Source organism: Mesobacillus subterraneus, from assembly GCF_003937825.1.
Classification (GTDB): domain Bacteria; phylum Bacillota; class Bacilli; order Bacillales; family Cytobacillaceae; genus Mesobacillus; species Mesobacillus subterraneus.
Genome location: NZ_RSFW01000024.1, coordinates 1 through 24,837, shown reverse-complemented (window position 1 = coordinate 24,837; position 24,837 = coordinate 1). Strand labels below are relative to the sequence as shown.

General features: G+C 43.9%; 23 protein-coding genes. 6 read left to right on the top strand and 17 right to left on the bottom strand.

The genetic code is table 11. The features are described from left to right. Nucleotides 1-66 precede the first annotated feature (66 nt). A complete protein-coding gene (locus EJA10_RS19315; RefSeq protein ID WP_125481670.1) occupies nucleotides 67-429 on the top strand; it encodes a hypothetical protein in 363 nt (120 codons plus the stop codon). 608 nt (nucleotides 430-1,037) lie between these two features. Here EJA10_RS19315 and EJA10_RS19310 read toward each other — a convergent pair. The 15 genes from EJA10_RS19310 to EJA10_RS19240 all read right to left on the bottom strand — a co-directional run bounded on the left by EJA10_RS19310 (nucleotide 1,038) and on the right by EJA10_RS19240 (nucleotide 16,750). Then, nucleotides 1,038-1,709 carry a GNAT family N-acetyltransferase gene (locus tag EJA10_RS19310; protein WP_125481669.1) on the bottom strand — a complete coding sequence of 224 codons (672 nt, stop codon included), beginning with the start codon at nucleotides 1,707-1,709 and terminating at the stop codon, nucleotides 1,038-1,040. Nucleotides 1,710-1,729: 20 nt separating this feature from the next. Next, a complete protein-coding gene (locus EJA10_RS19305; RefSeq protein WP_125481668.1) occupies nucleotides 1,730-2,602 on the bottom strand; it encodes a carbon-nitrogen hydrolase family protein in 873 nt (290 codons plus the stop codon). A 191-nt stretch (nucleotides 2,603-2,793) separates the two neighbouring features. Beyond that, entirely contained in the window at nucleotides 2,794-4,821 is a 2,028-nt protein-coding gene (locus EJA10_RS19300) for a sensor domain-containing diguanylate cyclase (RefSeq protein WP_170169195.1), read from the bottom strand. A gap of 164 nt (nucleotides 4,822-4,985) precedes the next feature. After that, nucleotides 4,986-5,792: a serine hydrolase gene (locus tag EJA10_RS19295; protein ID WP_170169194.1), complete on the bottom strand. Its 807-nt coding sequence runs from the start codon at nucleotides 5,790-5,792 to the stop codon at nucleotides 4,986-4,988. Between the two features lie 9 nt (nucleotides 5,793-5,801). Then, nucleotides 5,802-6,812 carry an ABC transporter ATP-binding protein gene (locus EJA10_RS19290; protein WP_125481665.1) on the bottom strand — a complete coding sequence of 337 codons (1,011 nt, stop codon included), beginning with the start codon at nucleotides 6,810-6,812 and terminating at the stop codon, nucleotides 5,802-5,804. A gap of 2 nt (nucleotides 6,813-6,814) precedes the next feature. Then, nucleotides 6,815-7,744, bottom strand: a complete 930-nt coding sequence (locus EJA10_RS19285) for a C40 family peptidase (RefSeq protein WP_125481664.1) — start codon at nucleotides 7,742-7,744, stop codon at nucleotides 6,815-6,817. Further along, nucleotides 7,731-8,837 carry a dipeptide epimerase gene (locus tag EJA10_RS19280; protein WP_125481663.1) on the bottom strand — a complete coding sequence of 369 codons (1,107 nt, stop codon included), beginning with the start codon at nucleotides 8,835-8,837 and terminating at the stop codon, nucleotides 7,731-7,733. The genes EJA10_RS19285 and EJA10_RS19280 overlap by 14 nt, the downstream gene beginning before the upstream one ends. 19 nt (nucleotides 8,838-8,856) lie before the next feature. Then, nucleotides 8,857-9,777, bottom strand: a complete 921-nt coding sequence (locus EJA10_RS19275; RefSeq protein ID WP_125481662.1) for a S66 peptidase family protein — start codon at nucleotides 9,775-9,777, stop codon at nucleotides 8,857-8,859. A gap of 163 nt (nucleotides 9,778-9,940) precedes the next feature. Beyond that, nucleotides 9,941-11,560: a peptide ABC transporter substrate-binding protein gene (locus tag EJA10_RS19270; RefSeq protein WP_125481698.1), complete on the bottom strand. Its 1,620-nt coding sequence runs from the start codon at nucleotides 11,558-11,560 to the stop codon at nucleotides 9,941-9,943. 216 nt (nucleotides 11,561-11,776) lie between these two features. Further along, the gene (locus tag EJA10_RS19265; RefSeq protein WP_125481661.1) at nucleotides 11,777-12,772 is read right to left on the bottom strand and encodes an ABC transporter ATP-binding protein; all 996 of its coding nucleotides are present in this window, start codon (nucleotides 12,770-12,772) and stop codon (nucleotides 11,777-11,779) included. A 5-nt stretch (nucleotides 12,773-12,777) separates the two neighbouring features. Then, the gene (locus EJA10_RS19260; protein WP_125481697.1) at nucleotides 12,778-13,731 is read right to left on the bottom strand and encodes an ABC transporter permease; all 954 of its coding nucleotides are present in this window, start codon (nucleotides 13,729-13,731) and stop codon (nucleotides 12,778-12,780) included. After that, a complete protein-coding gene (locus EJA10_RS19255; protein WP_125481660.1) occupies nucleotides 13,731-14,663 on the bottom strand; it encodes an ABC transporter permease in 933 nt (310 codons plus the stop codon). The genes EJA10_RS19260 and EJA10_RS19255 overlap by 1 nt, the downstream gene beginning before the upstream one ends. A gap of 56 nt (nucleotides 14,664-14,719) precedes the next feature. Further along, a complete protein-coding gene (locus EJA10_RS19250; protein ID WP_125481659.1) occupies nucleotides 14,720-15,544 on the bottom strand; it encodes a M55 family metallopeptidase in 825 nt (274 codons plus the stop codon). 264 nt (nucleotides 15,545-15,808) lie between these two features. Continuing rightward, on the bottom strand, nucleotides 15,809-16,435 hold the full coding sequence (locus tag EJA10_RS19245; protein ID WP_125481658.1) for an NUDIX hydrolase: 627 nt from the start codon (nucleotides 16,433-16,435) through the stop codon (nucleotides 15,809-15,811). Between the two features lie 162 nt (nucleotides 16,436-16,597). Next, on the bottom strand, nucleotides 16,598-16,750 hold the full coding sequence (locus tag EJA10_RS19240) for a lmo0937 family membrane protein (RefSeq protein ID WP_125481657.1): 153 nt from the start codon (nucleotides 16,748-16,750) through the stop codon (nucleotides 16,598-16,600). 157 nt (nucleotides 16,751-16,907) lie between these two features. Between EJA10_RS19240 and EJA10_RS19235 the strand changes: the two genes are divergently transcribed. From EJA10_RS19235 to EJA10_RS19225, 3 genes are all read left to right on the top strand, one after another. Further along, on the top strand, nucleotides 16,908-17,696 hold the full coding sequence (locus EJA10_RS19235) for a Cof-type HAD-IIB family hydrolase (RefSeq protein WP_125481656.1): 789 nt from the start codon (nucleotides 16,908-16,910) through the stop codon (nucleotides 17,694-17,696). 176 nt (nucleotides 17,697-17,872) lie between these two features. Beyond that, nucleotides 17,873-18,475 (top strand): helix-turn-helix transcriptional regulator, encoded by a 603-nt coding sequence (locus EJA10_RS19230; protein WP_125481655.1) that lies wholly within the window; start codon nucleotides 17,873-17,875, stop codon nucleotides 18,473-18,475. 11 nt (nucleotides 18,476-18,486) lie between these two features. After that, nucleotides 18,487-19,743, top strand: coding sequence for an MFS transporter (locus EJA10_RS19225; protein ID WP_125481654.1), 1,257 nt, complete (start codon nucleotides 18,487-18,489; stop codon nucleotides 19,741-19,743). Between the two features lie 42 nt (nucleotides 19,744-19,785). On the opposite strand, the gene aspA is transcribed toward EJA10_RS19225, so the two are convergent. Beyond that, nucleotides 19,786-21,210 carry an aspartate ammonia-lyase gene (gene aspA / locus EJA10_RS19220; RefSeq protein ID WP_125481653.1) on the bottom strand — a complete coding sequence of 475 codons (1,425 nt, stop codon included), beginning with the start codon at nucleotides 21,208-21,210 and terminating at the stop codon, nucleotides 19,786-19,788. Between the two features lie 323 nt (nucleotides 21,211-21,533). Between aspA and EJA10_RS19215 the strand changes: the two genes are divergently transcribed. Beyond that, entirely contained in the window at nucleotides 21,534-22,832 is a 1,299-nt protein-coding gene (locus EJA10_RS19215; RefSeq protein WP_170169193.1) for a MerR family transcriptional regulator, read from the top strand. A gap of 121 nt (nucleotides 22,833-22,953) precedes the next feature. Beyond that, complete coding sequence (locus EJA10_RS19210; RefSeq protein ID WP_125481651.1) at nucleotides 22,954-23,874, top strand: glycerophosphodiester phosphodiesterase; 921 nt, start codon at nucleotides 22,954-22,956, stop codon at nucleotides 23,872-23,874. 255 nt (nucleotides 23,875-24,129) lie between these two features. Here EJA10_RS19210 and EJA10_RS19205 read toward each other — a convergent pair whose 3' ends face one another. Continuing rightward, on the bottom strand, nucleotides 24,130-24,720 hold the full coding sequence (locus tag EJA10_RS19205; protein ID WP_246017879.1) for a nucleotidyltransferase family protein: 591 nt from the start codon (nucleotides 24,718-24,720) through the stop codon (nucleotides 24,130-24,132). Nucleotides 24,721-24,837 lie beyond the last annotated feature (117 nt).

Below are 24,837 nucleotides of genomic sequence, written 5' to 3'. Positions count from 1 at the left end.
TATTTTCAGAGAGGGAACGACCCTTTATAATAAGAGAGATATTTTTAAATGATTAGAGGTTATTGTATGGCAGACTTTATGTGGTTGATGTATCTAGGGTTTATGGGAACAACAGCGATTTGGTTCTTGATTAAGGGCAAATATAAAAACAAGATCACCAAGCTGGATTTTATCATTTCGATCATTACGTGGCTGGGCCTGTTCGGCTATGTAACGGATACGGAAATGCTGACCCCGCTGGTTTGGAAAATCGTCTTTTTTGGGGGACTTCTCTGGGATGTCGTATTTACGATATTCTTTGCTGAACGATTTGCGGATGATTTCGGCTTTGAAGATGAAGGTTACGAGCCGATGCCACTAGCAGCAAAACTAAGCGGTCTGATTTTCATTGCACCATTATATTATGGAATATTTCGATACGCCTTCTAGCTTCTTCACTTTTATCAGCAGCATCAATTAAACGGCAAATGCCGTTTTTTTTATTTGATTGCCCTTTTGTGTGAGATTTAAGGTTTGGTGTCTATCAGCCCTTCCGCTGAAGCCGATGTTTTGATGAATATTCTCGCTTGATGAGTGGATCACTACGAAACGACCATTTTCACTACGAAATAACGGATCATCACTACGAAAACACTGCTTTTCACTACTAAATTCACCGGATACACTACGAAAACTGCCATTTGACTACTTTTTCCGTATTATGGAAGAATGTAGAGAGATTTATTTGTCAGAAGAGACCACCTGACCCTCCCAAAATAATACTGGATCGAATATCAGCTGTCCCAGTCTTTCTAACACTATGCAAATCTTATCTTAGAATAACATTGCTGTTTTTTAGTATAATATCTTGATAATTCAGTGCCTGATTTACAATCAGACAGCATTAAAAACGGCTCTTTTAGCACCAGGTACTAATATCTCTGCTGTGTGTCTTCTCTGTGCGGACACCTAGTCCGTTTTTCCTGGTCCCCCTTTTTCGTGAAGTATTTTAAAGCAAAAAAACAACAGTATCAAAATGATACTGCTGCTTCTGCATATTATAGAGGCAGTAATGCCACCGTCTCTTTTCGTTTAAGAGCTTCAATCATGCTTAGCCACTTCTCTGGTTTATTCTCTAACACTGAATAATAAGTAGTCAGGAAATCAGCAATCAGCGCTGCAGGCAATTCTGCTGTGTTCTCATCTGTCGGCATGAAGCATAAATCAAGTCCTTCAACAGCTTGACCGTCATTTTCCCAAGAAGGATGGACATAATCAAGGTCGAGTTTTCTGTAGCCCAGATGGGAGAGAACTTCCCGGCGTACGTAAGGGTCCATTGTTTTAACTCCGCCAAAATCATGGTCTGTTTTGCGGTATGGGTCATAAATTTCAGCGAACATGCCGAACAGTTCAACGCCCTGTTCAACTGCCAGGGACTGCAGGTCTTCCATTCTTTTGGTGGCAAGGAAACGGCCGAGGCTAAGTCCAGGTTTGCCCACTATCGTAAAGTCAGTCATTGCGATATTCCAATCAGGATAGTATCGATATTCGGTAACTCCTACCACTTCATCTTCTTGCACTGCCACGAACACCCGAATACCCGGGTCTTCCAGCGGCTCTTTCCAGAGGTCGAATTCCAGGACTTCTTCTGGAGGAAACACTTCCTTCATTAAGTTATGAAGCTTGGAGAAAAGTGGATCTTCAATACTGTTTACACGAATATATTCCATGACGAATGCTCCTTATCGAGTTAGATTTTTTCTGCTTCTTCCCAATCAGGGTAAAGGTCAGTTCGGCGATCACGCCAGGTGGTGACTGAACCTCGTTCACGCACTTCATACAGAAGCTCCAGGTCAAGGTCTGCGGTTACAACCATATCGTGATTCAACTCGCCTTCTACCTGCAGTCCTTTTGGCGGGAATGGGATGTCATTTGGAGTGATGACAGCTGCCTGCCCGAAGTTTGCACGCATGAAATCGACCGTTGGCAATGCACCTACTGTTCCGGTCAGAACAACATATACCTGGTTTTCAATTGCACGGGCATGGCTTGTATAGCGAACCCGGTGGAATCCGTGACGGTCATCCGTACAGGACGGGACAAAAATGACGTCCGCACCTTTGGCCTTTGCCATTCTGACAATCTCAGGGAACTCTATATCATAGCAAGTTAAAAGAGCGATTCTGCCCTTGTCTGTATCAAATACCCGGAAATCCTCTCCGGCACTCATATTCCATTCATTTACTTCCGTTGGGGTGATGTGAAGTTTTGCTTGTTCAACAATCCTGCCATCCGGATAAAACATATGAGCCACATTATATAATTTGCCTTCCCTGGCAATAACATGTGTACCGCCGATGATATGCATGCCAGTCTCAAGGGCAAAATTCTGGAAAAGGTTCAAATATTGCTCCGTAAAGCCCGGAAGCTCGTTGATGGTCAGCTTTGTCCCTTGCTCACTGCCGATCGACAGCAATTGCGTCGTGAAAAACTCCGGAAACAATACAAATTCGGAACCGTATTCCTGAGCTGTTTTGACATAATGCTCACATTGCTGTGCAAACTCCTCGAAAGAGCGGATTGTGTGTAAATGGTATTGGACAGCAGAAACTCTCATTTTCATCTCCATTCCCCCTGAATCTATCAATAAATTTTCATCTCGAAATCAAATTTTCGGAAATACGAAAATCATTATAAAACATTTTGATACTTATGGATATATTTTTTGTGAAAAATAGGCGTTTCTTTTTTAAAAAATGCTTGAACTTTCTCTTCACCCTGTAAAATAGAAAAAGAGCGAGAAACCTCGCTCTATTACAATCTCTTGCTGATTTCAATTCGATTCCGTCCACTTTGCTTTGCCTTGTAAAGAGCACGATCAGCAAACTCCATGATTTTCTTTATTTTCACTTCACCTGCAGGAGTCATACTGGATAGTCCGACGCTTATTGTTACATTGTCGCTGACTGGTGAAAGTTCATGTTGGAGATTCAGGGCATGAATCTCCAACATGAATTCTTCAACCAGCATAAATGCTTTATCCGAATCCGTATTGGGCAGAACAACTGCAAACTCTTCTCCGCCGTATCTAGCTGCAAAATATCCTCTTTCATGGAAGAAATCTTCAAGGGTTCTGGCCACTGCTTTTAGACATTCATCTCCCTGGATATGTCCATAGGAATCATTGTATTCTTTAAAAAAATCGATATCCATTAACAGTAGAGTGATTGGTGTTTCCTGCTTGCGGGCGAAAGTCCATTCTGTTTTAAGGAATTCATCAAACGCCCGCCTGTTGTAAATCTCCGTCAGTCCATCGAGGGAGGAAAGTTTTTTCAGAAGTAAATTGCTTTCCCTCAACTGGTTCTCTATCGTCCTCCGTGCAGTGATATCCCTTGTTGAGAACATCATTCCCGATGGCTTTCCGGATTTGTCTCTTAAAGGCCTGACAGTTGTTTCGGCCCAGATATATTCGCCATTCTTATGGAGCATCCTGTAGCTGAAAGTGACAATGGACCGGAAATTCTGTGGATCACCATACTCTCCCAAAAGAGTCTTTCGATCATCAGGATGGAGCATCTCATAAATTTTGGTTCCGATTAAATCTTCGTTCCTGTAACCCAGGATTCTCTTGCTGGCCGGTGAGATATAGAGGATTATACCGGCTGAAGAAAGCCGTCCAATCATGTCGGAAGAATTCTCAGCAATGAATCGGTATTGTTCTTCGCTTTCCCGGAGCGCCCTTTCCATGTTTTTTCGTTTTGTTATTTCCTTAATCACGGTTAATACCGCTTCATGACCTTGGTAAGGAATCAGGGAAGTGGAAACCTCGACATCAATCTGTCCCCTATCTTTCTGTAATTTTTCCTCAAAGCTGATGACGGTTTTATCACTTAAGTCAATCTTCGATGCGATGTTTGGATATTCCTTGAAGAATGCAGTCATAGGTTGGCCTATGATTTCTTGAGACATGACGCCAAATAAGCTTTCGGCTGGCGGATTGGCATAGATAATTCTGTTGAATTGAGAGAGCAGGATCGCATTTGGTGCGAGTTCAACAAGTGTCCGATATTGCTCCTCTCGTTCCTTAAGCTGATTGGATAGCTTTTGTACTTCTGAGATATCTGTATAAACAGCAAGGTAGTGGGCAAGGTGGCCTTCTCTATTCAGGATCGAATAAATATTCACCTTCATCAGGTAATGGCTGCCATCCCTCTTTTTATTCCAAAGTTCGCCTTCCCAGTATCCTTTGCTGGTAATAGACTCCCACATTCTCTTGTAAAAGGTCAATGTATAACTTTGTGACTTCCACATCCGGGGGTTATTGCCGACCACATTTTCTTTCGCAAAGCCCGTCACTCGAGAAAACGAGTCACTCACTGTGAGGATCATTCCTCCAGGATTGGTGATGATGATGCCTTTGTTGGCGTTCAGGATCAGCGAACCATGCTGATCCTGGTTCTTATCCCCTCTATCGAAAGGGGTAATGAACCTTAATGAGGTTTTCACTGAACTTTCCCCGTTAAAGACAGTGTTCATGGATTTCACCTGTAAATCCATCGGTACACCATTAATCGAAAATTTCATTATCGTTGCCGGCATTTCAATGCCTTGTTTAATTGTATTGATTCTCCCGGCGACCATTTCTTGATCGGTCTCATGAAGGAACGAAAAGATAGACTTGCCAATCAGCTCGCTCGGATCCTTAAAACCAAGTAATTGCGCTCCGCCATCATCAATACTTAAAATAATCGAGTCTTTATGTATACAAACGAAGTAGGGTGCAAGAGTATTCTTTGCTATATCGGCAGGTGCAAAATCTGGAGTGCTTTCCTTAACCGTCATGTTTCGTCTCCTTGGTTGCTTCATAAATATTATAATCATTCTAATTCTAATGATTTTTGGTTTTAAGGTAAATAAATATTCTTTGTCTATTTTGTGGCCCAGGCTAACTTTCAACTAAGCTATCAGGATGCTAGCAAGGGATAACAAGATGTTATCGAAAGCTATCAAATTTGCTTGGTCCTTGTCATATCTCTGCAAATAAAGTCATTGATATGCTTTCCGATTTGTCGGATCGTTGTCCTTCCTGCTTCTGGATCATTCAACTGATCAATCAATATTGCAACGTGAATCTGAGTCTTTTCATCGAAAATAAATCCGCAATCATGTTCCACTCCAGGGAGCTCTCCTGTTTTATTTCCTGCTTCAATCCGTGGTTCGTCCAGGCAGGCTCTAAGCTTATCCTTTAATTGCTGTTGTTTCAGCAGCGTTTGGAATATGCCTTTTGAGTGGTTGGTCAGAGTAGAACCTGCCGTCCCTTCTTTTAGGCATGCAACTGTATCACGGGCGGTAGTAAAATTGTCGTTGCCATTTTTAATGGCATTAAAGTCCAGCATTTTTCGCTTGAGGACAGTTTGATCCATTCCCAGCAGCGCGATTTTTGAATTGATTTCCCCCATCCCGATTTCATCGATCACAAGATTTGTCGCGGTATTATCAGAAACAATGATCATTAGGGCCAGCAGGTCTTGAACGGAAAGTTGATCAACCATTAACACCTGTAATACACCGGTATCGCCGACTTCATCTGTTTCTCTGATCGGAACCAATTTTTTTAGTGACAAAACGCCCTTATCCACTAGCCTTAACGCTGCGTAAAGGATCGGGAGTTTTATTAAGCTTGCAGACTGATAAACATGATTGCTGTTAAACTCAATGATCTCTCCGTTTATCTCCATAAACAAACTCGCCCGGCCTTTACACCTGGCGAGTTCATCCAATAAGAGTTCTTTTAGTTCATCGATTTTCATCATAAGCATCCCTTATCTGATATTCACGAGCATTTCTTTTTCTTTGTTTCCTGGTAAATCGTCGTTATATAGATGGCATGCAACGAAGTGGTCCTGGTCGATTTCCTGCCAGACAGGCTTTTTCTGTGCACATATATCCATGGCATGCTGGCACCTTGTCCTGAAGACGCATCCGCTAGGAGGATCCATCGGGCTTGGCAATTCACCTTTCAAGATGATGCGCTCCCTCTTGTCTTCTACATCTGGATCCGGAATCGGGATAGCAGAAAGTAAAGCCTGTGTATAAGGATGCAGCGGTTTTTTATACAGCTGGCTGCTTGCGGTCAACTCGACGATGTGGCCTAAATACATAACGCCAATCCGATTGCTGATCTGTTTGACCATTGACAGGTCATGGGCGATGAAAAGGTACGTCAATCCCTTCTCCTTCTGAAGCCTCTTCAGCAGGTTTACGACCTGAGCTTGGACAGAAACGTCAAGCGCGGAGATCGGTTCATCTGCGATGATGAAATCAGGGTCGAGTGCAAGTGCCCTGGCGATCCCAATTCTTTGGCGCTGCCCGCCACTGAACTCATGAGGATACCGATTGGCATGATCTCGGTTAAGGCCAACATCCTCAAGCAACTGATAGATTCTTTCCTTACGCTCTTTTTTGTCCCGGTAAATACCATGTACATCCATTGGCTCAGAAAGGATTTCCTTTACTGTAGAGCGGGGATTTAACGAAGCGTACGGGTCCTGGAAGATCATCTGCATTTGTTTGTGGAATTGGAATCTTTCTTTCTCTGATAGCGAATGCACGTCTTTCCCATTAAAAATCACTTCGCCGTCAGTTCGGTCATATAGGCCGATCATCGTCCTCCCTGCCGTGGACTTTCCGCAGCCGGACTCGCCGACGAGCCCGAAAGTTTCCCCTTTAAAGATGTCAAATGAGATACCATCTACTGCTTTTAATCTTTCGTTCTTTCCCATTGAGAAATGTTTTTTTAAATCTCTTACTCTGAGTAAAACGTCTTTTTCCATTGTTATTCCTCCGTATCCATCCAGTAGCGTCTTGCTGCACAGAGTTCCTTTTCGTAAATTGTCCCTTCCAGTGCTATGATCTCGATATTTTTGCCGGTATTCGGTGAGTGGAGAAGCTTGCCGTCTCCATAATAGATCCCGACATGATGGATTCGCCCTTTTCCTTCTTCATAAGCGAAGAACAAGAGGTCACCTGGCTGGACATCGGCTAGCGGCACACTTTGACCGGCTGCCGCCTGCTCATGGGCATCCCTGGGGATGATGTAGCCGTTTGCGCGACACATATTGTAGCTGAAACCAGAGCAGTCATACCCATAACTGCTCATCCCGCCCCATAGATATGGCAAGCCTAAGAATTGCTCACCGGCTTTCACGATTGCCGTTCCATTCTGTTTAGGCATTTCCTTTTCCGATGGAATGACCATGACATCTTCAGCTCTCAAAATCCCAATTCCTGTTGGGGTTTTTACCCGAATGCGATCGACGATGTCTTCAACGACCGGAAGCAATGTCTGGTAGCTCAGCTCCAGCAGCTTCTCGTTTTTCTCGTTATAAAGCAGTGCTTTCTTTGCCGTGATGACTGCGGCGGGACCATGCTTGATGTACCAATCCGACTGTTGAATCAGCTGAGCCTTCGGGAGCCAGCCGGGATATCCGCGCTTGTCTTTTACTGAGGGCTGGTCAGGAACAACAACATATGCCCATCCTTCTTTTTCATCGAGAATGAGTACTTCCTGTCCAAAGAGAACCTGTGATTGGACAAGATTGTCATCGCATAATTGCAGTCTTGGTTCGTATGTAAGCTTTTCGAGCCACGCATCTAAATTTACTGTGCCAGAGACACCCTCAGTGTCAATCTCCCTTGCTGAATCGTGGGAAGTCCATAAAGTGGCAACAGGCACATTAATGAGCCAGATATTATTGCTTTCCATTGAAAACTCCTCCTTCTATATGGACCTTTTCTATACCCAGTCCTGCTTGGTCCGGAAGTGTGATTTTTCTTCCATTATACGTTATGCCACCAGAAATCGCTTCCTCTGCAAGCATGAGAGGTGCATCGAAATCGAAACGGGTGATATTTTTCTTGCTGGCAGCGAAATGGGCGGCGGCTGTAATGCCCAGACGAGTTTCAATCATGCTTCCAACCATGCACTCGATTCCTGCTGTTTCTGCCATCTGATTGATGATTTGGGCCTGGTGAATGCCTCCTGATTTCATCAATTTAATATTGATCAAATCAGCACACCTTCTCCTTATTACTTCAAATGCCTGTTTAGGTGTAAATACACTTTCATCTGCCATGATCAATGTATCAACTGAGTCTGTGACCTGCTTAAGACCATCTAGGTCATCTGCCTTGACGGGCTGCTCGACCAGTTCAATATCAAGACTGAGGTCCTCCATTTTCCTGATCGCCCGGACTGCGTCCTTCGGTTTCCAGCCCTGGTTGGCATCCAGCCGGATTTTTATCTCACTTCCAATTCGCGTTCGGATTGCCTGGATTCTAGTAATATCCTCAGCAATTTCCCCAATCCCTACCTTGATTTTCAGGACATTGAATCCATTGTTAACATAGTTTGCAGCATCATCAGCCATTTCCTGAGGACTGTTGACACTTACAGTGAAGTCGGTTTCGATTTCGTTTCGATATCCGCCCAGGAATTGATAAAGTGGGAGACCGCACTGTTGTGACAGGCAATCATACAAAGCCATATCCACTGCGGCTTTTGCACTGGAATTGTTCACCAGGATGGTTTTAAGACCCTGGAACAAAGTTTCATAGTTTAGCAGACTCTTTTTTAATAAGAACGGTTTGATGACTTCGGTGATGGCTGCTTCGATGCTTGCTAGGCTGTCTCCGGTAATGACCAATGTGGGAGGGGCTTCACCCCATCCTGTTATCCCGTTGTCACAAGTAATTTTCACGATGATCGCTTCTGCGACTGTAACGGTTCGAAGTGCGGTTTTGAATGGTTTTGTCAAAGGAACCGCTGTCCGGAATGTCTGGATATTTTCAATGATCATGGACGTTCCCCCTGTTCTCCTATTGAACACCCGGTTCAATGATAAGTGATTTTATTTGTGTATCCATTTTTGCAGTCGCCCCTAATGGGACGGCAATATGGGGAGAGCAATGCCCCATTTTGAACCCTTTCATTGCCGGCCTGCCGGCAAGCTGGATATAATGCTCGATGACTTCATCCAGCGATAAGGACAATTCCCTTTCAGGCACGCAGTTATTGAAATCCCCAACCAAAATGCCTGAAGCTACCTGAAGCTTGCCCGCCATATACAGCTGGTTCAGCATCCTGTCCACTGCACGAGGTTCTTCATTGATATCTTCAATCAATAATATCTTCCCTTTTGTCTCTATTTCATAAGGTGTGCCCATTGAACTGGAGAGCAGCGAAAGGTTACCTCCTGCTAATACTCCTTCAGCCTGGCCAGGGATGATTTCTTCTATTTCAGAGAGGCTGGTGTCATAGGCAATTATGGTCGGTTCAAATAGTTGCTGGAATGTGTTTTTTGATATTTGATCCGCACCTTCTTTGCCAATATCCGATGCCAGCATGGGGCCATGGAAAGTAACAAGATTTGCATGCTGTCTGAACGTGGTATGCAAAAAAGTAATATCACTGTAGCCCCAGAAAATCTTTGGGTGTTTCCTAATGGTTTCATAGTCGATTGACCCTGCAATGCGGGCTGTTCCATAACCGCCGCCTGCACAGATGATCCCTTTGACCTCGTCGTCCTTGAACATGTCGTGGATGTCCGTTAATCGATCCTGGTCTTTTCCGGACAGGTAACCATATTCAGCATACAGAGATTTACCTAATTTATAGTTCAATCCCAAATCTTCGATGAACTTTAGGCCGCGTTTCAAATTCTCTTTATTGGGAGGGCTTGCAGGGGCAATGATTCCGATTGTATCTCCTTTTTGCAGTCGGTTGGGTTTGATGGTCATGATGAGTCAGCTCCTTAACAGTGATTGAATGAGGAAAAGGTTTGCAGTGATTGATTGGCTGGAAAGTACTTTCCTGTAATATGTATATTTTTGTGGGGTATGTACTAGTAAAAAAGAGGTGTTCCAAGATGAACACCTCTTTCTTTGGAAACAGAGAAATATATTAATTCTTGTCTGCCCACTTCAGTTCAAGGTAACCAACTGGGTGACGGACAATGCCAGTTACAGCTTCATTTTGAAGGTATACCTGGTTGTAGAAATGCACTGTGAAGATTGGTGCTTCTTCGAATAGAATCTTTTCAGCTTCATACATCAATTCAAAACGCTTGGTTTCGTCAGATTCGTTCTTCGCTTGTTTGATCAGCTCATCATACTTCGGATTTCCCCATCCAGTACGGTTCATGGAATGGCCAGTCTGGAAGTTTTCAAGGAAGTTGATCGGGTCTGCATAGTCAGCAAGGAATGAACTGCGGGAAAGCTGGTGCTTCAATGCTTTCTGTTCTTCAGCAAATACATTCCATTCCATGTTGGCGAGCTTGACTTCTACGCCAAGGCTCTCCTTGAACATTTGCTGTAATGTTTCAGCGATTTTCTTGTGAACATCGCTAGTGCTGTATGTCAGCGTAACTTCAGGAAGTTCTGTATAACCCTCTTCTTCCATTCCCTTTTTAAGCAGGGCCTTTGCTTCCTCTACATCAGTCTTATTGAAATCGCCATTTACTTCACGGAAATCTTTGCCGGATGGATCCTTGAATCCAGGAGAAACAAAACCATATGCGGCTTCTTCCTTATTCTTTGTTACAAAGTCGACGATCTTTTGCTGGTCAACAGCAAGTGCAAATGCTTTACGAATGTTAACATTCTGGAACGGTTCTTTTGTAACATTGAAGCGGTAGAAATAATCTCCTGCCTGGTCTTCAACCTGAACCTTGCCTTCCTTGAAAAGCTTGTCGCTTAATTCTGCTGGCACGTCAGAGACATCAAGGTCTCCAGTCTGGTACATCTGGTATTCGGTGTTTGTGTCATCGACGATAGCCCATTCGACACGGTCAAGCTTTACGTTTTTAGCATCCCAGTACTGATCGTTCTTTTCCATGACAAACTTTGTGTCATGCTCCCAGCTGGTTAAATTGAACGGGCCATTTCCAACGAAAGAATCTGCTTCAGCGAACCATTCCGGATTTTCCTTCGCAACCTTTTCGTTGATCGGGAAGAAAGCCGGATTCGCAATGACACTTAGGAAATAAGCCTGCGGGCTTGTCAAAGTAACTTCGAAAGTCTTATCGTCTACTGCTTTTACCTTCACGTTGTCAGCTGAGCCTTCTCCGCTGTTGAATTCCTCTCCGCCTTCGATGAAATAGCCAAGGAACGCAGCTGCAGAACCTGTAGCAGGATCTAATAAACGTTTCCATGCGAATACAAAATCATTCGCTGTTACAGCGTCGCCATTGGACCATTTTGCATCTTCACGAATGTGGAAAGTATACGTTTTCCCATCTTCAGAAACATCCCATTTCTCAGCAGTTGCCTCTTCAGGCTGATGGTCTGCATTCAGGCGAGTAAGACCTTCCATCAGGTTGTTCAAAGCGCTCCAGGAAGCAGAATCAAATCCGATTGGCGGGTCAAAGGAGGTTGGCTCCTGTCCGTTGTTAAGGTATAGGACCTTTTCTCCCCCGTCGCCTTTTTCCCCGTTACTGTTTCCTTCTGTCTTTTTGCCGGCACTCTCATTCGCGGTACAAGCCGCAAGCGTGAAAACTAGCATTGCTGCCATCAGCATGGTCATGAACTTCTTCACTCTGTTTCCCCCTTATGTAAAATTTTATTAGGTTTGCCGCATAGAATGTTGCTTTCTGTCGGAGCTCTTGCTGCTTTCAGAGGTTTTGTAGCAATAATCCAGCCAGCTACTTGCCTCGATAGCTTAAGTACTCGGATTAATAAGCAACAAATTTCTGCGGCAAAAACTATATATCAAAAAGGCAAAAGCCTGATTGAACACTATTTACCTGCTTGCAAGCAATTTTTTGGCCCTCTCATCCTGGAGCCAGCAGTCTACGCCATGACTGTCCGATAGGGTGGTTTTTTCAGGATAAACCCGGTCACAAACCTCCATCGCATACGGGCAGCGGGCAGTGAAAGGACAACCAACTGGCGGAGAGAATAAATCAGGTGGTGTGCCTCCGATTGGGACCAAATCAGCCCCGTCGACATCAAGACGCGGAACTGAGTTCAGCAGACCCTTCGTATAAGGATGCTGAGGTTGATAGAATATTTCTCTTCTCGTTCCAGTCTCAACGATTTTGCCTGCATACATGACGGCAATCCTGTCTGCCACCTGGGCAACCACACCAAGGTCATGCGTGATGAGAATAATTGAAACTCCTGTCTTTTTCTGAATGTCACGGAACAATTCGAGAATCTGCGCTTGAATCGTCACGTCCAGTGCAGTCGTCGGCTCATCTGCAATCAGTACTTCTGGCTGGCAAACCAATGCCATCGCAATGACAATCCTTTGTCTCATTCCGCCGCTGAACTGGTGAGGATATTGCTTCAAGCGGATATGCGGACTGGGGATTCCAACAAGATCAAGCATCTCAACTGCTATTTTTTTTGCCTGTTCCCTGGATACCTTCATATGCTGCAGAATGCCTTCGGTCAGTTGGTCGCCGACCATCAATGTAGGATTCAAGGCAGTCATTGGATCCTGGAAAATCATTGAGATATCTGATCCGCGGATTTTTCGCATCTCCTGATCTCTTAATTTCGTCAGATCCTTTCCCTTAAAAATAATTGAGCCGCCATCAAACTTGCCGGGAGGTTCAGGGATCAGTCTCATAATGCTTTGGGATGTCACGCTTTTGCCGCAGCCTGATTCTCCTACAATCGCAAGAGTTTCTCCTTTATGTAAATCAAAAGTGACACCGCGGACTGCCTTCACCTCACCGCCGTATGTCTTGAATGAAACATGAAGGTCTTTTACTTCAAGTACTTTTTCCATGATGCTTACCTCCTTAGCTTCGGATCAAGTGCATCCTGAAGCCCATCCCCTAATACGTTAAACGAAAACATGGTCATTGAGATGAAAAATGCCGGGAAAAACAGCCTCCACCAATCACCAGACAGAATGACCGGCAGCGCGTCACTTGCCATCGATCCCCAGCTGGCCAGCGGTGCCTGGATACCCAGTCCCAGGAAGCTTAGGAATGCCTCTGCGAAAATGGCTGATGGAACGGAAAGTGTCATCTGGACAATGATTGGCCCCATCGTATTAGGAAGCAGGTTCTTGCGGATGATCCGCCCTGTTTTCGTTCCAAATGTTTTGGAAGCCAACACAAATTCATAGTTCTTGATTTGGAGGACCTGTCCGCGGACGATCCTCGCCATGCCGATCCAGCCAGTTATAGTCAATGCGAATATGATGGTTGCCAGGCTCGGTCCCATGACAACACTGATCAGGATGACAACAAGCAGGTATGGCAGGCCGTAAAGAACCTCGATGACTCTCATCATGTAATGGTCTGTCCTTCCGCCTCGATAGCCTGCGATACCGCCATAAATGACTCCAATCAGAAAATCAATCAGCGCCGCTGCTATCCCTACAAATAAGGAGATGCGCGCGCCATACCATGTTCTTGTGAAAACATCCCGGCCTAATTCGTCTGTACCGAACCAATGCTCACTTGATGGAGGAAGGTTTTGATTGACCAAATCCTGATGGTCCACCGTATGAGGTGAAATGATCGGCCCGAAGATCGCCATGAATGTCAAAAAAGATAAAAAGAATAAACCCATCATTGCAAGCTTGTTTTTCAGGAGTCGTCTCCAGGCGTCCTGCCAATAAGACAGGCTTGGGCGGACTACAGCTTCTGCTTCAGAGTCGTTTTTTTGAATCGGAACAAACCAATCATCAGGTACCGGCGATTGTGTTTGTTGTTCCTGGTGTTTTCGCAGAGCCATCATTTCCCCTCCTTCTTGTGCAGCTTGATCCTTGGGTCGAGAATACCGTATGCCAGGTCAACAAGGAAAAGCATGACGATCAACATGGTACTGTAAAAGATTGTGGTGCCCATGATAACCGGATAATCACGCTGGTTGATGCTTTCCACAAAGTATTTGCCCATCCCCGGAATCGCGAAGATTTTCTCTATGACAAATGTTCCTGTCAGGATGCTTGCTGCCAGTGAACCCAGGATGGTAACGACAGGCAGCAGGGCATTTTTCAGAGCGTGTTTAAAGACGATTTTGACCGGTGACAACCCTTTTGCTTTAGCCGTCCTGATGTAATCCTGGGTGAGGACCTCCATCATGCTCGCCCTTGTAAGACGGGCGATGATGGCCATCGGTCCAGTTGCCAGTGCAAGTGTCGGCAGGATCATATGCTTTGGACTGGCCCATGTGGCAGGCGGGAGGAGTCCCCAGGTGACAGCCAACTGCTGGATCAATAGAGTTGCAAGGACAAAGTTTGGCACGGATATGCCGACAACAGCGATGGTCATTGCGAGGTAATCGATGATGCCGTTATGCCTTAATGCTGCGATAATGCCCAGGAGTATCCCGGAGAAAATCGCAACAATCAGCGTGACCATTCCCAACTCGAACGAGACAGGGAATCCTCTTCCCAGCATTTCATTGACCGTCTGGGATGACTTTTTTATTGATGGGCCAAAATCGAAGGTGGCCACAGATTTAAGGTATAAGAAATATTGTACATAAAGTGGTTCATCCAGATGGTAATAACTTTCCAGGTTCTTTTGGACAGCTTCACTTGTCGCCCGTTCTTCGTTAAAAGGCGAGCCAGGGATCGAATGCATCAGGAAAAATGTCAGCGTGATGATGACAAGAAGCGTTACTGCCATCGAACCGAGCCTTTTGATTATGTATTGGAGCATTGGCTCACATCCTTATCAAGTCTTTTTTGTGAATTCATACGGTGCTGGACAAATGCTCAGGAAAAGGTCGTCCTCATTGCCAGCTCGGTCATCACAAGCATAGCTTGATAGGCTACTAGAATGTCTTTAGCCTGATAGCGGACAATCGTGGTCCCTTCTTCAATTTCTGTACCAGGCATCAGGTTTGCCCACTCTGCCTGTCCATAGTTTGCGAACTCGATCCTAAGAACCGGATGGTCAGGTGGAGTAAGCGGTTTCACTTTTTCGAGATTTTTTATGGCGTATTCCGTTTTTTCAGCAAGGAGTTCGCCCGCTTTTGATGGCGTCAGTGATTTTGCTGCGGATCGTGAAATCGATTCTTTGACAACTGCAGTGGTAATGTTCGGTATAAGTGCCTCGGCTTCACGGGCAGCTCCGTCGTCTCCAGCTACCATGATGACAGGTACACCAAAATAACCCGCGACATACGCGTTGAAGCCTAGCTCCCCTATTTGAACGTCGTTTATGTACATATGCCTTACTCCGAAAATCATTGAATGGGACATCACTCCGCTCATTGAAGCCCTTGAATGGTACCCGACGAATACGGCTCCAGAAAAGCTTGAATCAAGTCCCTGGACCATTGAAAACGGCTTTACATCTCCTGTGATCAACTGCGTTTCTGGATGAAGGTCCTCAATCAGCAGGTTGTTCATTTTTGAGTGACTGTCATTCACAATCACTTCGTTGCAGCCAGTTTCAAAAGCTTTCGTAATGACATAATTCGCTTCCTGAGTCATGATTTTGCGACTGCGTTCATAATTGTGTTTACCTGAATCGACATGTGTATGGTCGACTAGACCGGTGATTCCTTCCATGTCCACTGATAAATATAATTTCATTTTGACCCAACTTTCTTTGATAATTATCTTAAAATTATAAATAATAAATCTTCCATCCGCAACCATTTCTCCTAGAAATTTCAGTTTGTGTATCTAAATAGTAGATTTGTCACTAGGAGGAAATGCCTTCATAAAATTATTAAGAGAATAATAATTTTTAAGGTTGTGTACGATACAATTGGAAATGAATTGGATTTACTCTTGCCGTGTGGAGTTATGAACCGTTTTCTTAAAATAATGCTACAATACAAAAAAGCGCTGAATTCAGCGCTTCTCCTCACGATCCATTAATTCAATGAAATGGGTTAAAACCCTTGCAGTCAGACCCCAGATCACTTTGCCGTTTGAACGATAAAAATACTCGTTCATGGTCCGGGTCTGCCAATTGTAATTTTCACCGCCAATAATCAGGTCGAAAGGAAATCCATCCTCTGGTTCCACCTGGAAATTGATTTTATAGGTGTCAGGCTGATTTTTCCTGAAGAACGATAATGGAACAGTGAATACCTCCCCCACTTCGTCAGCATTCGGTTTAATGGAATCCAAATTTTTTATTGTACCAGCAAATGGATAAATAATCGTTCCGAAAGCAGAAACCATAAAGTCGAGCGGGAAAACATCATAAATGTCGCTTTCCATTATGCCCAGCTCCTCCGAAGTTTCCCTGACTGCCGCTTTTAGGGGGTCCTCCCCTTTTTCAATTTTCCCGCCCGGAAAGCAGACCTCACCAGGCTGCCTTCTTAATGTCAGTGATCGTACTTCGAATAAAATATGGACTTCTTGATTCACTTCCACCAGCGGCAGAAGAACAGAAAATTTAATGAATTGTTCGTGGCCAAGGATTGAGGGTGTACGCCCCAATAAAGATTTTGAGATCTGGTTAATATTCATTATTGGACTTCCACACTCCTGTTTTAGTATGTATTCCATTTTATTACGAACTTGCTGAGAAAAGAAAGGAAATGACTTTTTTAGCCCCAAAGGATGATTAAGATTATAATACTGTACCAAACCAAACAAAAAGCAGCGGCTTAAGTGCCGCTGCCTGTTTTCCTATTTTGGTCCGGTTGCCCGTCCTTTTATGGCATTATATGCAATCAGGATTATGCCAATCACGAGCAGAATGTGAATGATTCCTCCAGCGATTTCGAATACAAGTCCAAGTACCCATAAAACAAGCAATATTGCTGCGATTGTCCACAACATAAGGAACATCTCCCTTCCTTGAAATCTTACTTAAAGTGTACCCTGTTGCTTAAATAGATAAACAAGCAATCCTTTTCTTTTGCAAACTCAAATGTTTGATAACTTTCTGAGTGTTATGTCAAACTAATTAATAATCAACTTTGGACAGGAGCTTGAAATGAAAGAATATAATATTTTATTTTTAGATATTGATGGAACGATTCTAAAACCAGATGATACAATCGAGAATTCAACCAAAGCAGCGATTGCTGAGATGAAAAGACAGGAGATTGAAGTCGTCCTCGCTACCGGCAGACCCATCCATGAAATAGCTGATCTTGGAGAAGAACCCCAGATTTCCTCATTCATCGGTTACAATGGTGCGCTCGGGATTTATGAAGGGGAAACCATTTTTGCTGAAGCAATGAATGCAGAGGATGTCAGATACATTCTCGATGTAGCCAAACAGAATGGCGATGAAGTGGTCTTGTATACCAATAATAAGAATTACTTGACTGATCTGGAATCTGAATTAGTCAAAAGCTTTCTTCATCAATTCCATTTAACACAGAATGCCATTTTTACGGAAAAGGTCATCAATGATATTCTTGGGTTGACCATCATCACCACAGGGAAATTGGGGCATGAACGATATCAATTTAGTTCGGGAATCCACCTATCACAAGTTAATGTCGAAGGAATGCAACATTGTTTCGATGTGATCAGGGACAGGGTCAATAAAGGCGTCGGTGTGGAATTATTATTGAAAAAGCTGGGGATCGAACGTGAAAGCTCGATTGCGTTTGGAGATGGAATGAACGATAAAGAAATGCTAGCCTATGTGGGTGTAGGATTTGCAATGGGCAATGCTCATCCAGAACTCTTCCAGCATGCAAGTCATAAAACAACCAGTGTTATGGATTCGGGAATTTATAATGGATTAAAGTCGCTGGGATTAATAGGATGAAAAAACGGAACTCCAAGAGTTCCGTTTTTTTTATTGCAATCAGCGCACATGATTGCCTTGCCTCTTCCAGGGAATGCCGTGCGAATCTTGACGAAGGAAATATTTTGACAATTCCATTGAACCAACATATCATTATGATATATCAAGTTGATATATCATTCAGGGAGGCATTTTACATGTCAATTGAGCATTCGATACTGGCTGTTATTAGCTTTCAACCAAGTACAGGATATGACATCAAGGGAGAATTTGAGCATAAAGCAGCAGGTTTGTATTGGGGTCTAAGCTATGGGAGCCTTTATCCCAAGCTGAAAAAGCTAGAGGAAGAAGGATTTATTGTAACGATCGAGTCAGAATCTGAGGGCAGAAGGAAAAAATTATATGAACTTACTGCGAAAGGTTGGGAGGAATTAGATTCATGGCTTTCCAAAAACCCTGCTCCTCCTTCTATCAAGGATGAACTGTTCATGAAGATGGCAGCCTGGCACCGTGAAATGGATCTTAACCTCCTTTCTGACCATATAAAGGAAAGACGTAAAGAAGCTGTTGAGCTCTTAGACTATATCAGGAAATGGAAACAAAATAATACTTCGTTTATTAACGATGTGGGCATGCTTGCAATCAGATATGCAGAATTAAAGCTGGAAGCGGAATTGCAATGGGCAGATGAATCAATCCTGGCAATTGAGAATGATGAAATGCCTGCCGGTCAGGACCCTTATAACCTTGGAGAAAAGCAGCTTGAACGAAGAAGGATGGCATGGAAGAAAGATCATTAGGAGGCTGGATCATGAAGGCTGGAATGTTCAAACCATTGAAGAACAAGGCATATCGTTCGCTTTTCGGTGCCCAGGTATTTTCCGATCTTGGCAACTGGCTTGATTTTGTTGCCATTCAAGTCATCGTCGCCTATCATTGGGGACTCGGTGAAACAGCAATCGCATCAGTCATTATCGTGATGGGCATCCCTTGGGTCATCATTGGGCCTCTTACGAGTGTCTTTGTCGACAAGCTACCAAAAAAATTCCTGATGATTACCTGTCTGGTGTTAAGAATCGTTTTCGTAGCCGGGCTGTTCTTCGCACCAAACTTATACGTGATGCTGTTATTTATCTTCCTGAAATCCACTGTTGCCGCCCTATACGATCCAGCCAGGCAAAGTGCCATCAGGCATACCGTTCCTGAGGAAGAGCTTCCTGAGGCGGTGACTTTAAGCCAGCTTTCTGTTAACACGATGAAAATTGTCGGCCCTGCCCTCGGTGGAGGACTGATTGCCCTTTATGGAGTAAAAAGCCCATTTCTGTTTGAAGCAATGGGATTCCTTATTGCTATATTCTTTTTAATAGCCCTGCCAAAAATTGAAACAGATACGGAAAGCCAGCATGCATCCTCGAGAAAAGGCACCTATTTCATGGACCTGTCTGAAGGGGTCCGGCATATCTTTTCCACGGGAGTATTAAAGACAGCGATCATCCTCTCTTCCATCGCCTTTTTCATCATCTTTCTTTATGATGGATTGTTTGTCTTTGTGGCACAAAATCTGCGCTTTGAGCAGGAAGAGTTTGGTTGGCTTGTCAGTTCAGTCGGATTTGGAAGTGTGGTTGGTGCCCTGCTCCTTGGCAGATGGACTGACTGGAAAAATAAACCGATTCATTTAATGGCGGGAGCGTCCCTCTTAAGCGGCCTCCTCATCGTTTTGATTGGTTTGGGCTCAAAAGGATTGTTCGACCTGCCCAAACCGGGTTGGATGGCTGGCGCTTTTCTGCTGGGTCTCCTTGCATCTGCTGAAGGAGTCCCATATGGATATGTTCTTCAATCCGAAACACCAAAACAAATGATGGGCAGAGTTTCTGCTGCCGCTACTTCTTTGCAAACATTCTCGATGCTCGGTGCCCCGGCTGCAGGTGCTGTCCTTGCAAGGTGGATTGGCGTTTCATGGGTGCTGATCGGTGCCGGAATAGCGACCTTTATCCTGGGCAGTACTGTACTTCTGCTCCGCTCAAAGCAAAGTGGTAAAAACGCAAGCCTCAACAGTTTTAGCGGTTAAACGCAAAAGAGCCATTGTCGACGACAGCGGCTCTTTTTAGCATTAGTCCTTATTCAATAGTTCTTCCCCGGCGATTCCCGGATTAGTCATTTCATAAGGGTTTAAGATCAGGTCAAGCTCTTCTTCTGTCAGTACGTCATAGGCAAGGCATAGTTCCCGGACGGACTTCCCTGTCAGGATCGCTTCTCTTGCAATCCTCGAAACCGCTTCATATCCCAAGTGTGGGTTGACAGCGGTAATGATGCCTACGCTCTGCTCAACATCCTTTTCTGTTTTTTCTTTATTGGCTTCAATACCGGCCAGGCAATGGTCTGTGAATACTTTAAAGCCATTGTTCATAATGCTGATCGATTGGATCAAATTGAAAACGAGCACAGGTTCCATGACATTCAGTTCCAGTTGTCCAGCTTCAGATGCCAGGCAAATTGTATGGTCATTTCCAATCACCTGGAACGCTACTTGGTTAATTACCTCAGGCATGACCGGATTCACTTTTCCTGGCATAATGGATGAACCAGGCTGTCTCGCAGGCAGGGAAATTTCATTGAATCCAACACGAGGTCCTGAAGCCATCAAACGCAAGTCATTTGCAATCTTGGACATATTCATCATGCAAACCTTCAAGGCAGCAGAAACCGTTGTGTATGCATCTGTATTTTGGGTGGCGTCCACTAGATGCTCCGCATTCCTTAAAGGATAACCGCTGATTTCAGATAGGTGTCGGACAACATTCTTGATATATTTCGGATTGGCATTAAGCCCAGTACCTACGGCAGTCGCACCCATATTCACTTCAAAAAGATGCTCGCGGGTATGCTTGATTCGCTCTATATCCCTTTCAACCACTCTGGTGTACGCTTCAAATTCCTGGCCCAGGCGAATTGGCACAGCATCCTGAAGGTGTGTCCTTCCCATTTTAATTACGGCATCGAATTCCCTGGATTTTTGGGAAAAAACATTTTTCATAACCTGCATTGTGTCCAGCAGCTTATCCAGCAATGAAAGCACAGATAAGTGAATGGCGGTAGGGAATGCATCATTTGTTGATTGAGCCATATTCACATGAGAATTAGGGCTCAAGGTAAAATAATCGCCTTTTTTCTCCCCCATCAATTCCAGTGCTCGGTTGGCAATCACTTCATTCGTGTTCATATTGATGGATGTTCCTGCTCCGCCCTGGATTGGATCAACGATGAACTGGTCATGCCACATGCCTTCAATGATTTCATCTGCTGCTTTTACAATCATTTCCCCTATACCGGCATAAAGCCTTCCAGTTTCCATATTTGCAAGCGCCGCAGCCTTCTTGACCATTGCCATTGCCTTGATCAGTTCGCTATGTATTCTATAACCAGTTATCGGGAAGTTTTCGACCGCCCTCAAAGTTTGTATCCCGTAATAGGCGTCTTCCAAGACCTCTTTTGTTCCAAGGAAATCCTTCTCAATCCGGACTTTTAACTCTGACATTCCTTACCCCTCCGTAAAAGCTGAAATTGTTAGTCGAAAATAGTGAGAATATGTAGTAAGGGCAAACGATCTTCGACATTCTTTTCCTCATGTTCCCTTCAGTAAATAATGACTACATGACTATTGTAAATCAAATCTGGAAAATCATCACGATAAATCCTATTTTGTTTTTGTCTATATGCGAACATTGTATGATTTCAAGTTGATATGGTGAATCTTCACTACTTTTGATAGCTTTTGTCAGCATGCAGGAAAACAGGAATACCAATGCTGAATTGTATCTGTACACCCTTTTTCAAAAACCAAAACAGAAAGGAATGTACATGATGACAGACACGCAATTCATGAAGGCATATACGATTAAAGAGGTGTCAAAGAAAATTAGTGTTCCATCCGGTACAATCAGACAATGGGAAAAAGATCTTGCTGGCCTTTTAATCGTTCCGCGTACGAAACAAGGTGCCAGATTTTATACAGATTTTGAAATCGATCTTTTAATGAAAATCAAACAAATGCGTGATAAAAACCTGAGCAAGGAAATGATCAAGGACCTCTTGCAAAGGCATATGGATAGCGCCCCTGCATCCGTAGCTTTGATGAATGAGAACAGCCTGACGGCAGAACCTCTATCCCCTGCCGTTCCGGAACACCAGGAGGGCTACGAAGCTTTTATGGTGGCCATGGAGCAGTATAAGGAAGCGCTGATTGCTGAAGTCAAGTCGGAGATCAGGAACGGAATTCGCAAGGAGGTACTGGAGGAAGTCAAAAAAGAGATTTCCAGGGGAACTTTCACCACAGTAAAAACGATTTCCGATTCAATCTATAAATCAGGTGAACGAACAACAGAACAAATCATGATGTTGTCGGATACGGTCTCCAAGACATCAGAGGAAAATACCGAAAAGCTAGGGACAATCACGACAGAGCTTTCGACTGTTTCGAAAGGCACTTCCGAATTGAAGCTCAGCTTAGCGAAAGCTTCCAAAGGAACGAATGAAATGATAACTAAGCTCTCGGACAGCGTTTCCAAAGCGTCTGTAGGGACAACCGAGAAGATTGCGCAGCTTTCAGAAAATATCCAGAAGACCACTAAAGGAACAACAGATAAGCTGGCAAAGCTGACGGAAAGTGTTTCGAAGGTTTCGAAGGGTACTTCCGAAAAAATCACTGCTCTTTCCGGCAGCCTTTCGAATGTTTCAAAAGGTACCTCCGAGAAAATTACTTCGTTGACAAACAGCCTGACAAAGAATTCGAAAGGCACGAATGAAAAGCTGGGTAAGCTGGAAAGTTCAGTTGAGAAACTCTCATCTGGAACCAGCAAGGAATTGTCTATTCTGGCAAAAAAGCTGAATGAAACAACGGAGACCGTTGCTGAGGAGTTTAAAATCCTGGCAGACTACGTTTCCAATAGTCGGGAAAGCACGAACCAGGAACTCTCCAATTTAAATGAAGTCATCAATCAGGAGAGAGAATTCTTTGTACGGACCCTTGAAAAAGAACGAGAAGAATTTCGCCATGAAATCAGACAGCGGGACGAAACATTCAAGCATATGGTCGACAGTTTCAGGGAAACAGCAGCCGCAAAACAAACCAGACGCAACTGGTGGAAAATATGGAAATAGCAAAGCTTCTTTCTGTCATATATCCTGAAAAGATGTAAATAATATTCACACTCAAACATAACGTCATAGAGGAATCTCCCGCTAGTAACTGCCTGGTTTGACATGAGAGGAGACTGTTCAAATGAAAGGTTTAAGCAGAAAGATAGCATTTGCTGGAGCCTTCCTGATCCTGATTTGCAATTCAGCTGTGCATGCGTTTGCTGCTGGCGCCCTCGGGAAGGTACCTCCTGCTGTCTTTAATATTTCACATCGCGGAGCTTCGGGCTACGCTCCTGAACATACTCTTGCGTCATATGATATGGGTCAGCGTATGCAAGGCGATTTTATTGAAATCGATCTTCAAATGACAAAGGACGGAGAACTGGTTGCTTTACATGACGAAAGTCTGGACAGGACCACAAATGGAAAAGGATTGGTAAAAGAGTTAAACGTGGCCGATTTAAAGAAGCTCGATGCGGGCTCTTGGTTTAACGAAGCATATCCTGAAAGGGCCAAGCTTGAATATATGGGTCTTCAGGTCCCCACCCTTCCTGAGATACTCGAACGTTTCGGCACTGACGCTAAATTTTTTATCGAGACGAAGTCACCAGAAGATTATCCGGGAATGGAAGAAAAGCTTATAGAAACCTTGTATGAGTACAATCTTATTGGGGACCAGCTTCCTTTTGACAAAATAATGATTCAATCTTTTAGCGTGGAGAGCCTGAAGAAGATTCATGAAATGGACGATTCAATTCCGCTAATCCAGCTGTTGTCCTATTACTCCCCTGCCGTCATCACTGATTTGGAAATAGATAAAATTAAGGAGTATGCTTCTGGAGTCGGGATGCATTTCACCTCTATCAGCCCTGGTTATGTTAAAAAAGTAAAGGATTCAGGCTTGCTTGTGATCCCCTATACAGTTAATGAAAAAGAAGACATGATCATGCTGCTGGACTGGGGCGTTTCAGGCATGTTCACGAATTATCCTGACAGATTGGCGGATGTAATCAAACTTCGAACCGGCAAAGGGTCGATCAATACAGAGACCGCTGGGAGTTAAATGGCTAAAGTGAAAAAAAGCTGCCGGAGGGCAGCTTTTTTGATTCCGATCCAATGATTGATGATTAAGAGAAAAGTTTCTGTAAGCCTGATTTGAGCTGTGATGGCCGAAAAGGTCCAGTAAGAAGATTCTATAACCCCAATTCATGTAGTGATAACCGAAAGGGTCGTATAGAAAGACCCGCTGTATAAGCACAGTCATCATATAGGATGCCAATTGAAAACACTGTCTCTAATCACATCTTTATCAGTAACTTTATTCTAACTCAACTTTTAGGCCATTCCAGACTGATTCCCAATTCTTTGTCTTAACCCGATTTGAAAAAATCTTCATTAAATGTTCTGATGACTTGAAATATGGCGTGGGCTTTATCTTCAATTTTACGACATCTTCTATACCGTGTGGTGCGATAAGCTTTAAGCTTCCGTCTGGATTCAATGTGATCCCTAATGCGGTCGCTGTCTCGGGGAATTTTGAAATGGCATCTGCAGAAGATACATATGGTGGGATGTTATTGACCTGATGCATCCTTGCCTGGTTTTTTACTGACCATGGAATCCCTGGGTGAAGGTCCGACAGGATGGTTTCAAATCTCTTTTCCTCAGATTCATCCATTACATTTACATCATGGAAAATTACATCAACATCCGACAAAACCGTACGCTTGTCGAAATCAAGAATTACATCCCAAATCTTCGATCGCACAAACCCGGCGCAAACACACCAGTCATTTAACTTCAGTGTTGATGCGGTATTAATAATGTCCATCATCCACAGATCGTTTTTGATTAAATCCAGGATGTCTTGTTCCGAAGTGATCGTCATTTTTTTAAGCTGTTTTCGCATTGATTACTGCCCTTTCGTATAACATAAGAAATTTTGTTCGCTTTCTTACGGGTTCTCTATCAGATTTTGTCCGAAGTCCTGCCTCTTCGGACATTTTCACAGCTCCTCCACCGGATT

What these genes read in the sequence shown, in the direction of transcription:
- EJA10_RS19285 (WP_125481664.1), bottom strand. Translation starts at nt 7,744, where the DNA reads ATGGAAAGCAATAATATCTGGCTCATTAATGTGCCTGTTGCCACTTTA.
- aspA (WP_125481653.1), bottom strand. Translation starts at nt 21,210, where the DNA reads ATGTCAGAGTTAAAAGTCCGGATTGAGAAGGATTTCCTTGGAACAAAA.
- EJA10_RS19265 (WP_125481661.1), bottom strand. Translation starts at nt 12,772, where the DNA reads ATGGAAAAAGTACTTGAAGTAAAAGACCTTCATGTTTCATTCAAGACA.
- EJA10_RS19270 (WP_125481698.1), bottom strand. Translation starts at nt 11,560, where the DNA reads ATGACCATGCTGATGGCAGCAATGCTAGTTTTCACGCTTGCGGCTTGT.
- EJA10_RS19295 (WP_170169194.1), bottom strand. Translation starts at nt 5,792, where the DNA reads ATGATGAAAATCGATGAACTAAAAGAACTCTTATTGGATGAACTCGCC.
- EJA10_RS19300 (WP_170169195.1), bottom strand. Translation starts at nt 4,821, where the DNA reads ATGACGGTTAAGGAAAGCACTCCAGATTTTGCACCTGCCGATATAGCA.
- EJA10_RS19260 (WP_125481697.1), bottom strand. Translation starts at nt 13,731, where the DNA reads ATGGCTCTGCGAAAACACCAGGAACAACAAACACAATCGCCGGTACCT.
- EJA10_RS19310 (WP_125481669.1), bottom strand. Translation starts at nt 1,709, where the DNA reads ATGGAATATATTCGTGTAAACAGTATTGAAGATCCACTTTTCTCCAAG.
- EJA10_RS19250 (WP_125481659.1), bottom strand. Translation starts at nt 15,544, where the DNA reads ATGAAATTATATTTATCAGTGGACATGGAAGGAATCACCGGTCTAGTC.
- EJA10_RS19210 (WP_125481651.1), top strand. Translation starts at nt 22,954, where the DNA reads ATGAAAGGTTTAAGCAGAAAGATAGCATTTGCTGGAGCCTTCCTGATC.
- EJA10_RS19235 (WP_125481656.1), top strand. Translation starts at nt 16,908, where the DNA reads ATGAAAGAATATAATATTTTATTTTTAGATATTGATGGAACGATTCTA.
- EJA10_RS19305 (WP_125481668.1), bottom strand. Translation starts at nt 2,602, where the DNA reads ATGAAAATGAGAGTTTCTGCTGTCCAATACCATTTACACACAATCCGC.
- EJA10_RS19315 (WP_125481670.1), top strand. Translation starts at nt 67, where the DNA reads ATGGCAGACTTTATGTGGTTGATGTATCTAGGGTTTATGGGAACAACA.
- EJA10_RS19290 (WP_125481665.1), bottom strand. Translation starts at nt 6,812, where the DNA reads ATGGAAAAAGACGTTTTACTCAGAGTAAGAGATTTAAAAAAACATTTC.
- EJA10_RS19255 (WP_125481660.1), bottom strand. Translation starts at nt 14,663, where the DNA reads ATGCTCCAATACATAATCAAAAGGCTCGGTTCGATGGCAGTAACGCTT.
- EJA10_RS19230 (WP_125481655.1), top strand. Translation starts at nt 17,873, where the DNA reads ATGTCAATTGAGCATTCGATACTGGCTGTTATTAGCTTTCAACCAAGT.
- EJA10_RS19280 (WP_125481663.1), bottom strand. Translation starts at nt 8,837, where the DNA reads ATGATCATTGAAAATATCCAGACATTCCGGACAGCGGTTCCTTTGACA.
- EJA10_RS19275 (WP_125481662.1), bottom strand. Translation starts at nt 9,777, where the DNA reads ATGACCATCAAACCCAACCGACTGCAAAAAGGAGATACAATCGGAATC.
- EJA10_RS19240 (WP_125481657.1), bottom strand. Translation starts at nt 16,750, where the DNA reads ATGTTGTGGACAATCGCAGCAATATTGCTTGTTTTATGGGTACTTGGA.
- EJA10_RS19205 (WP_246017879.1), bottom strand. Translation starts at nt 24,720, where the DNA reads ATGCGAAAACAGCTTAAAAAAATGACGATCACTTCGGAACAAGACATC.
- EJA10_RS19215 (WP_170169193.1), top strand. Translation starts at nt 21,534, where the DNA reads ATGATGACAGACACGCAATTCATGAAGGCATATACGATTAAAGAGGTG.
- EJA10_RS19245 (WP_125481658.1), bottom strand. Translation starts at nt 16,435, where the DNA reads ATGAATATTAACCAGATCTCAAAATCTTTATTGGGGCGTACACCCTCA.
- EJA10_RS19225 (WP_125481654.1), top strand. Translation starts at nt 18,487, where the DNA reads ATGAAGGCTGGAATGTTCAAACCATTGAAGAACAAGGCATATCGTTCG.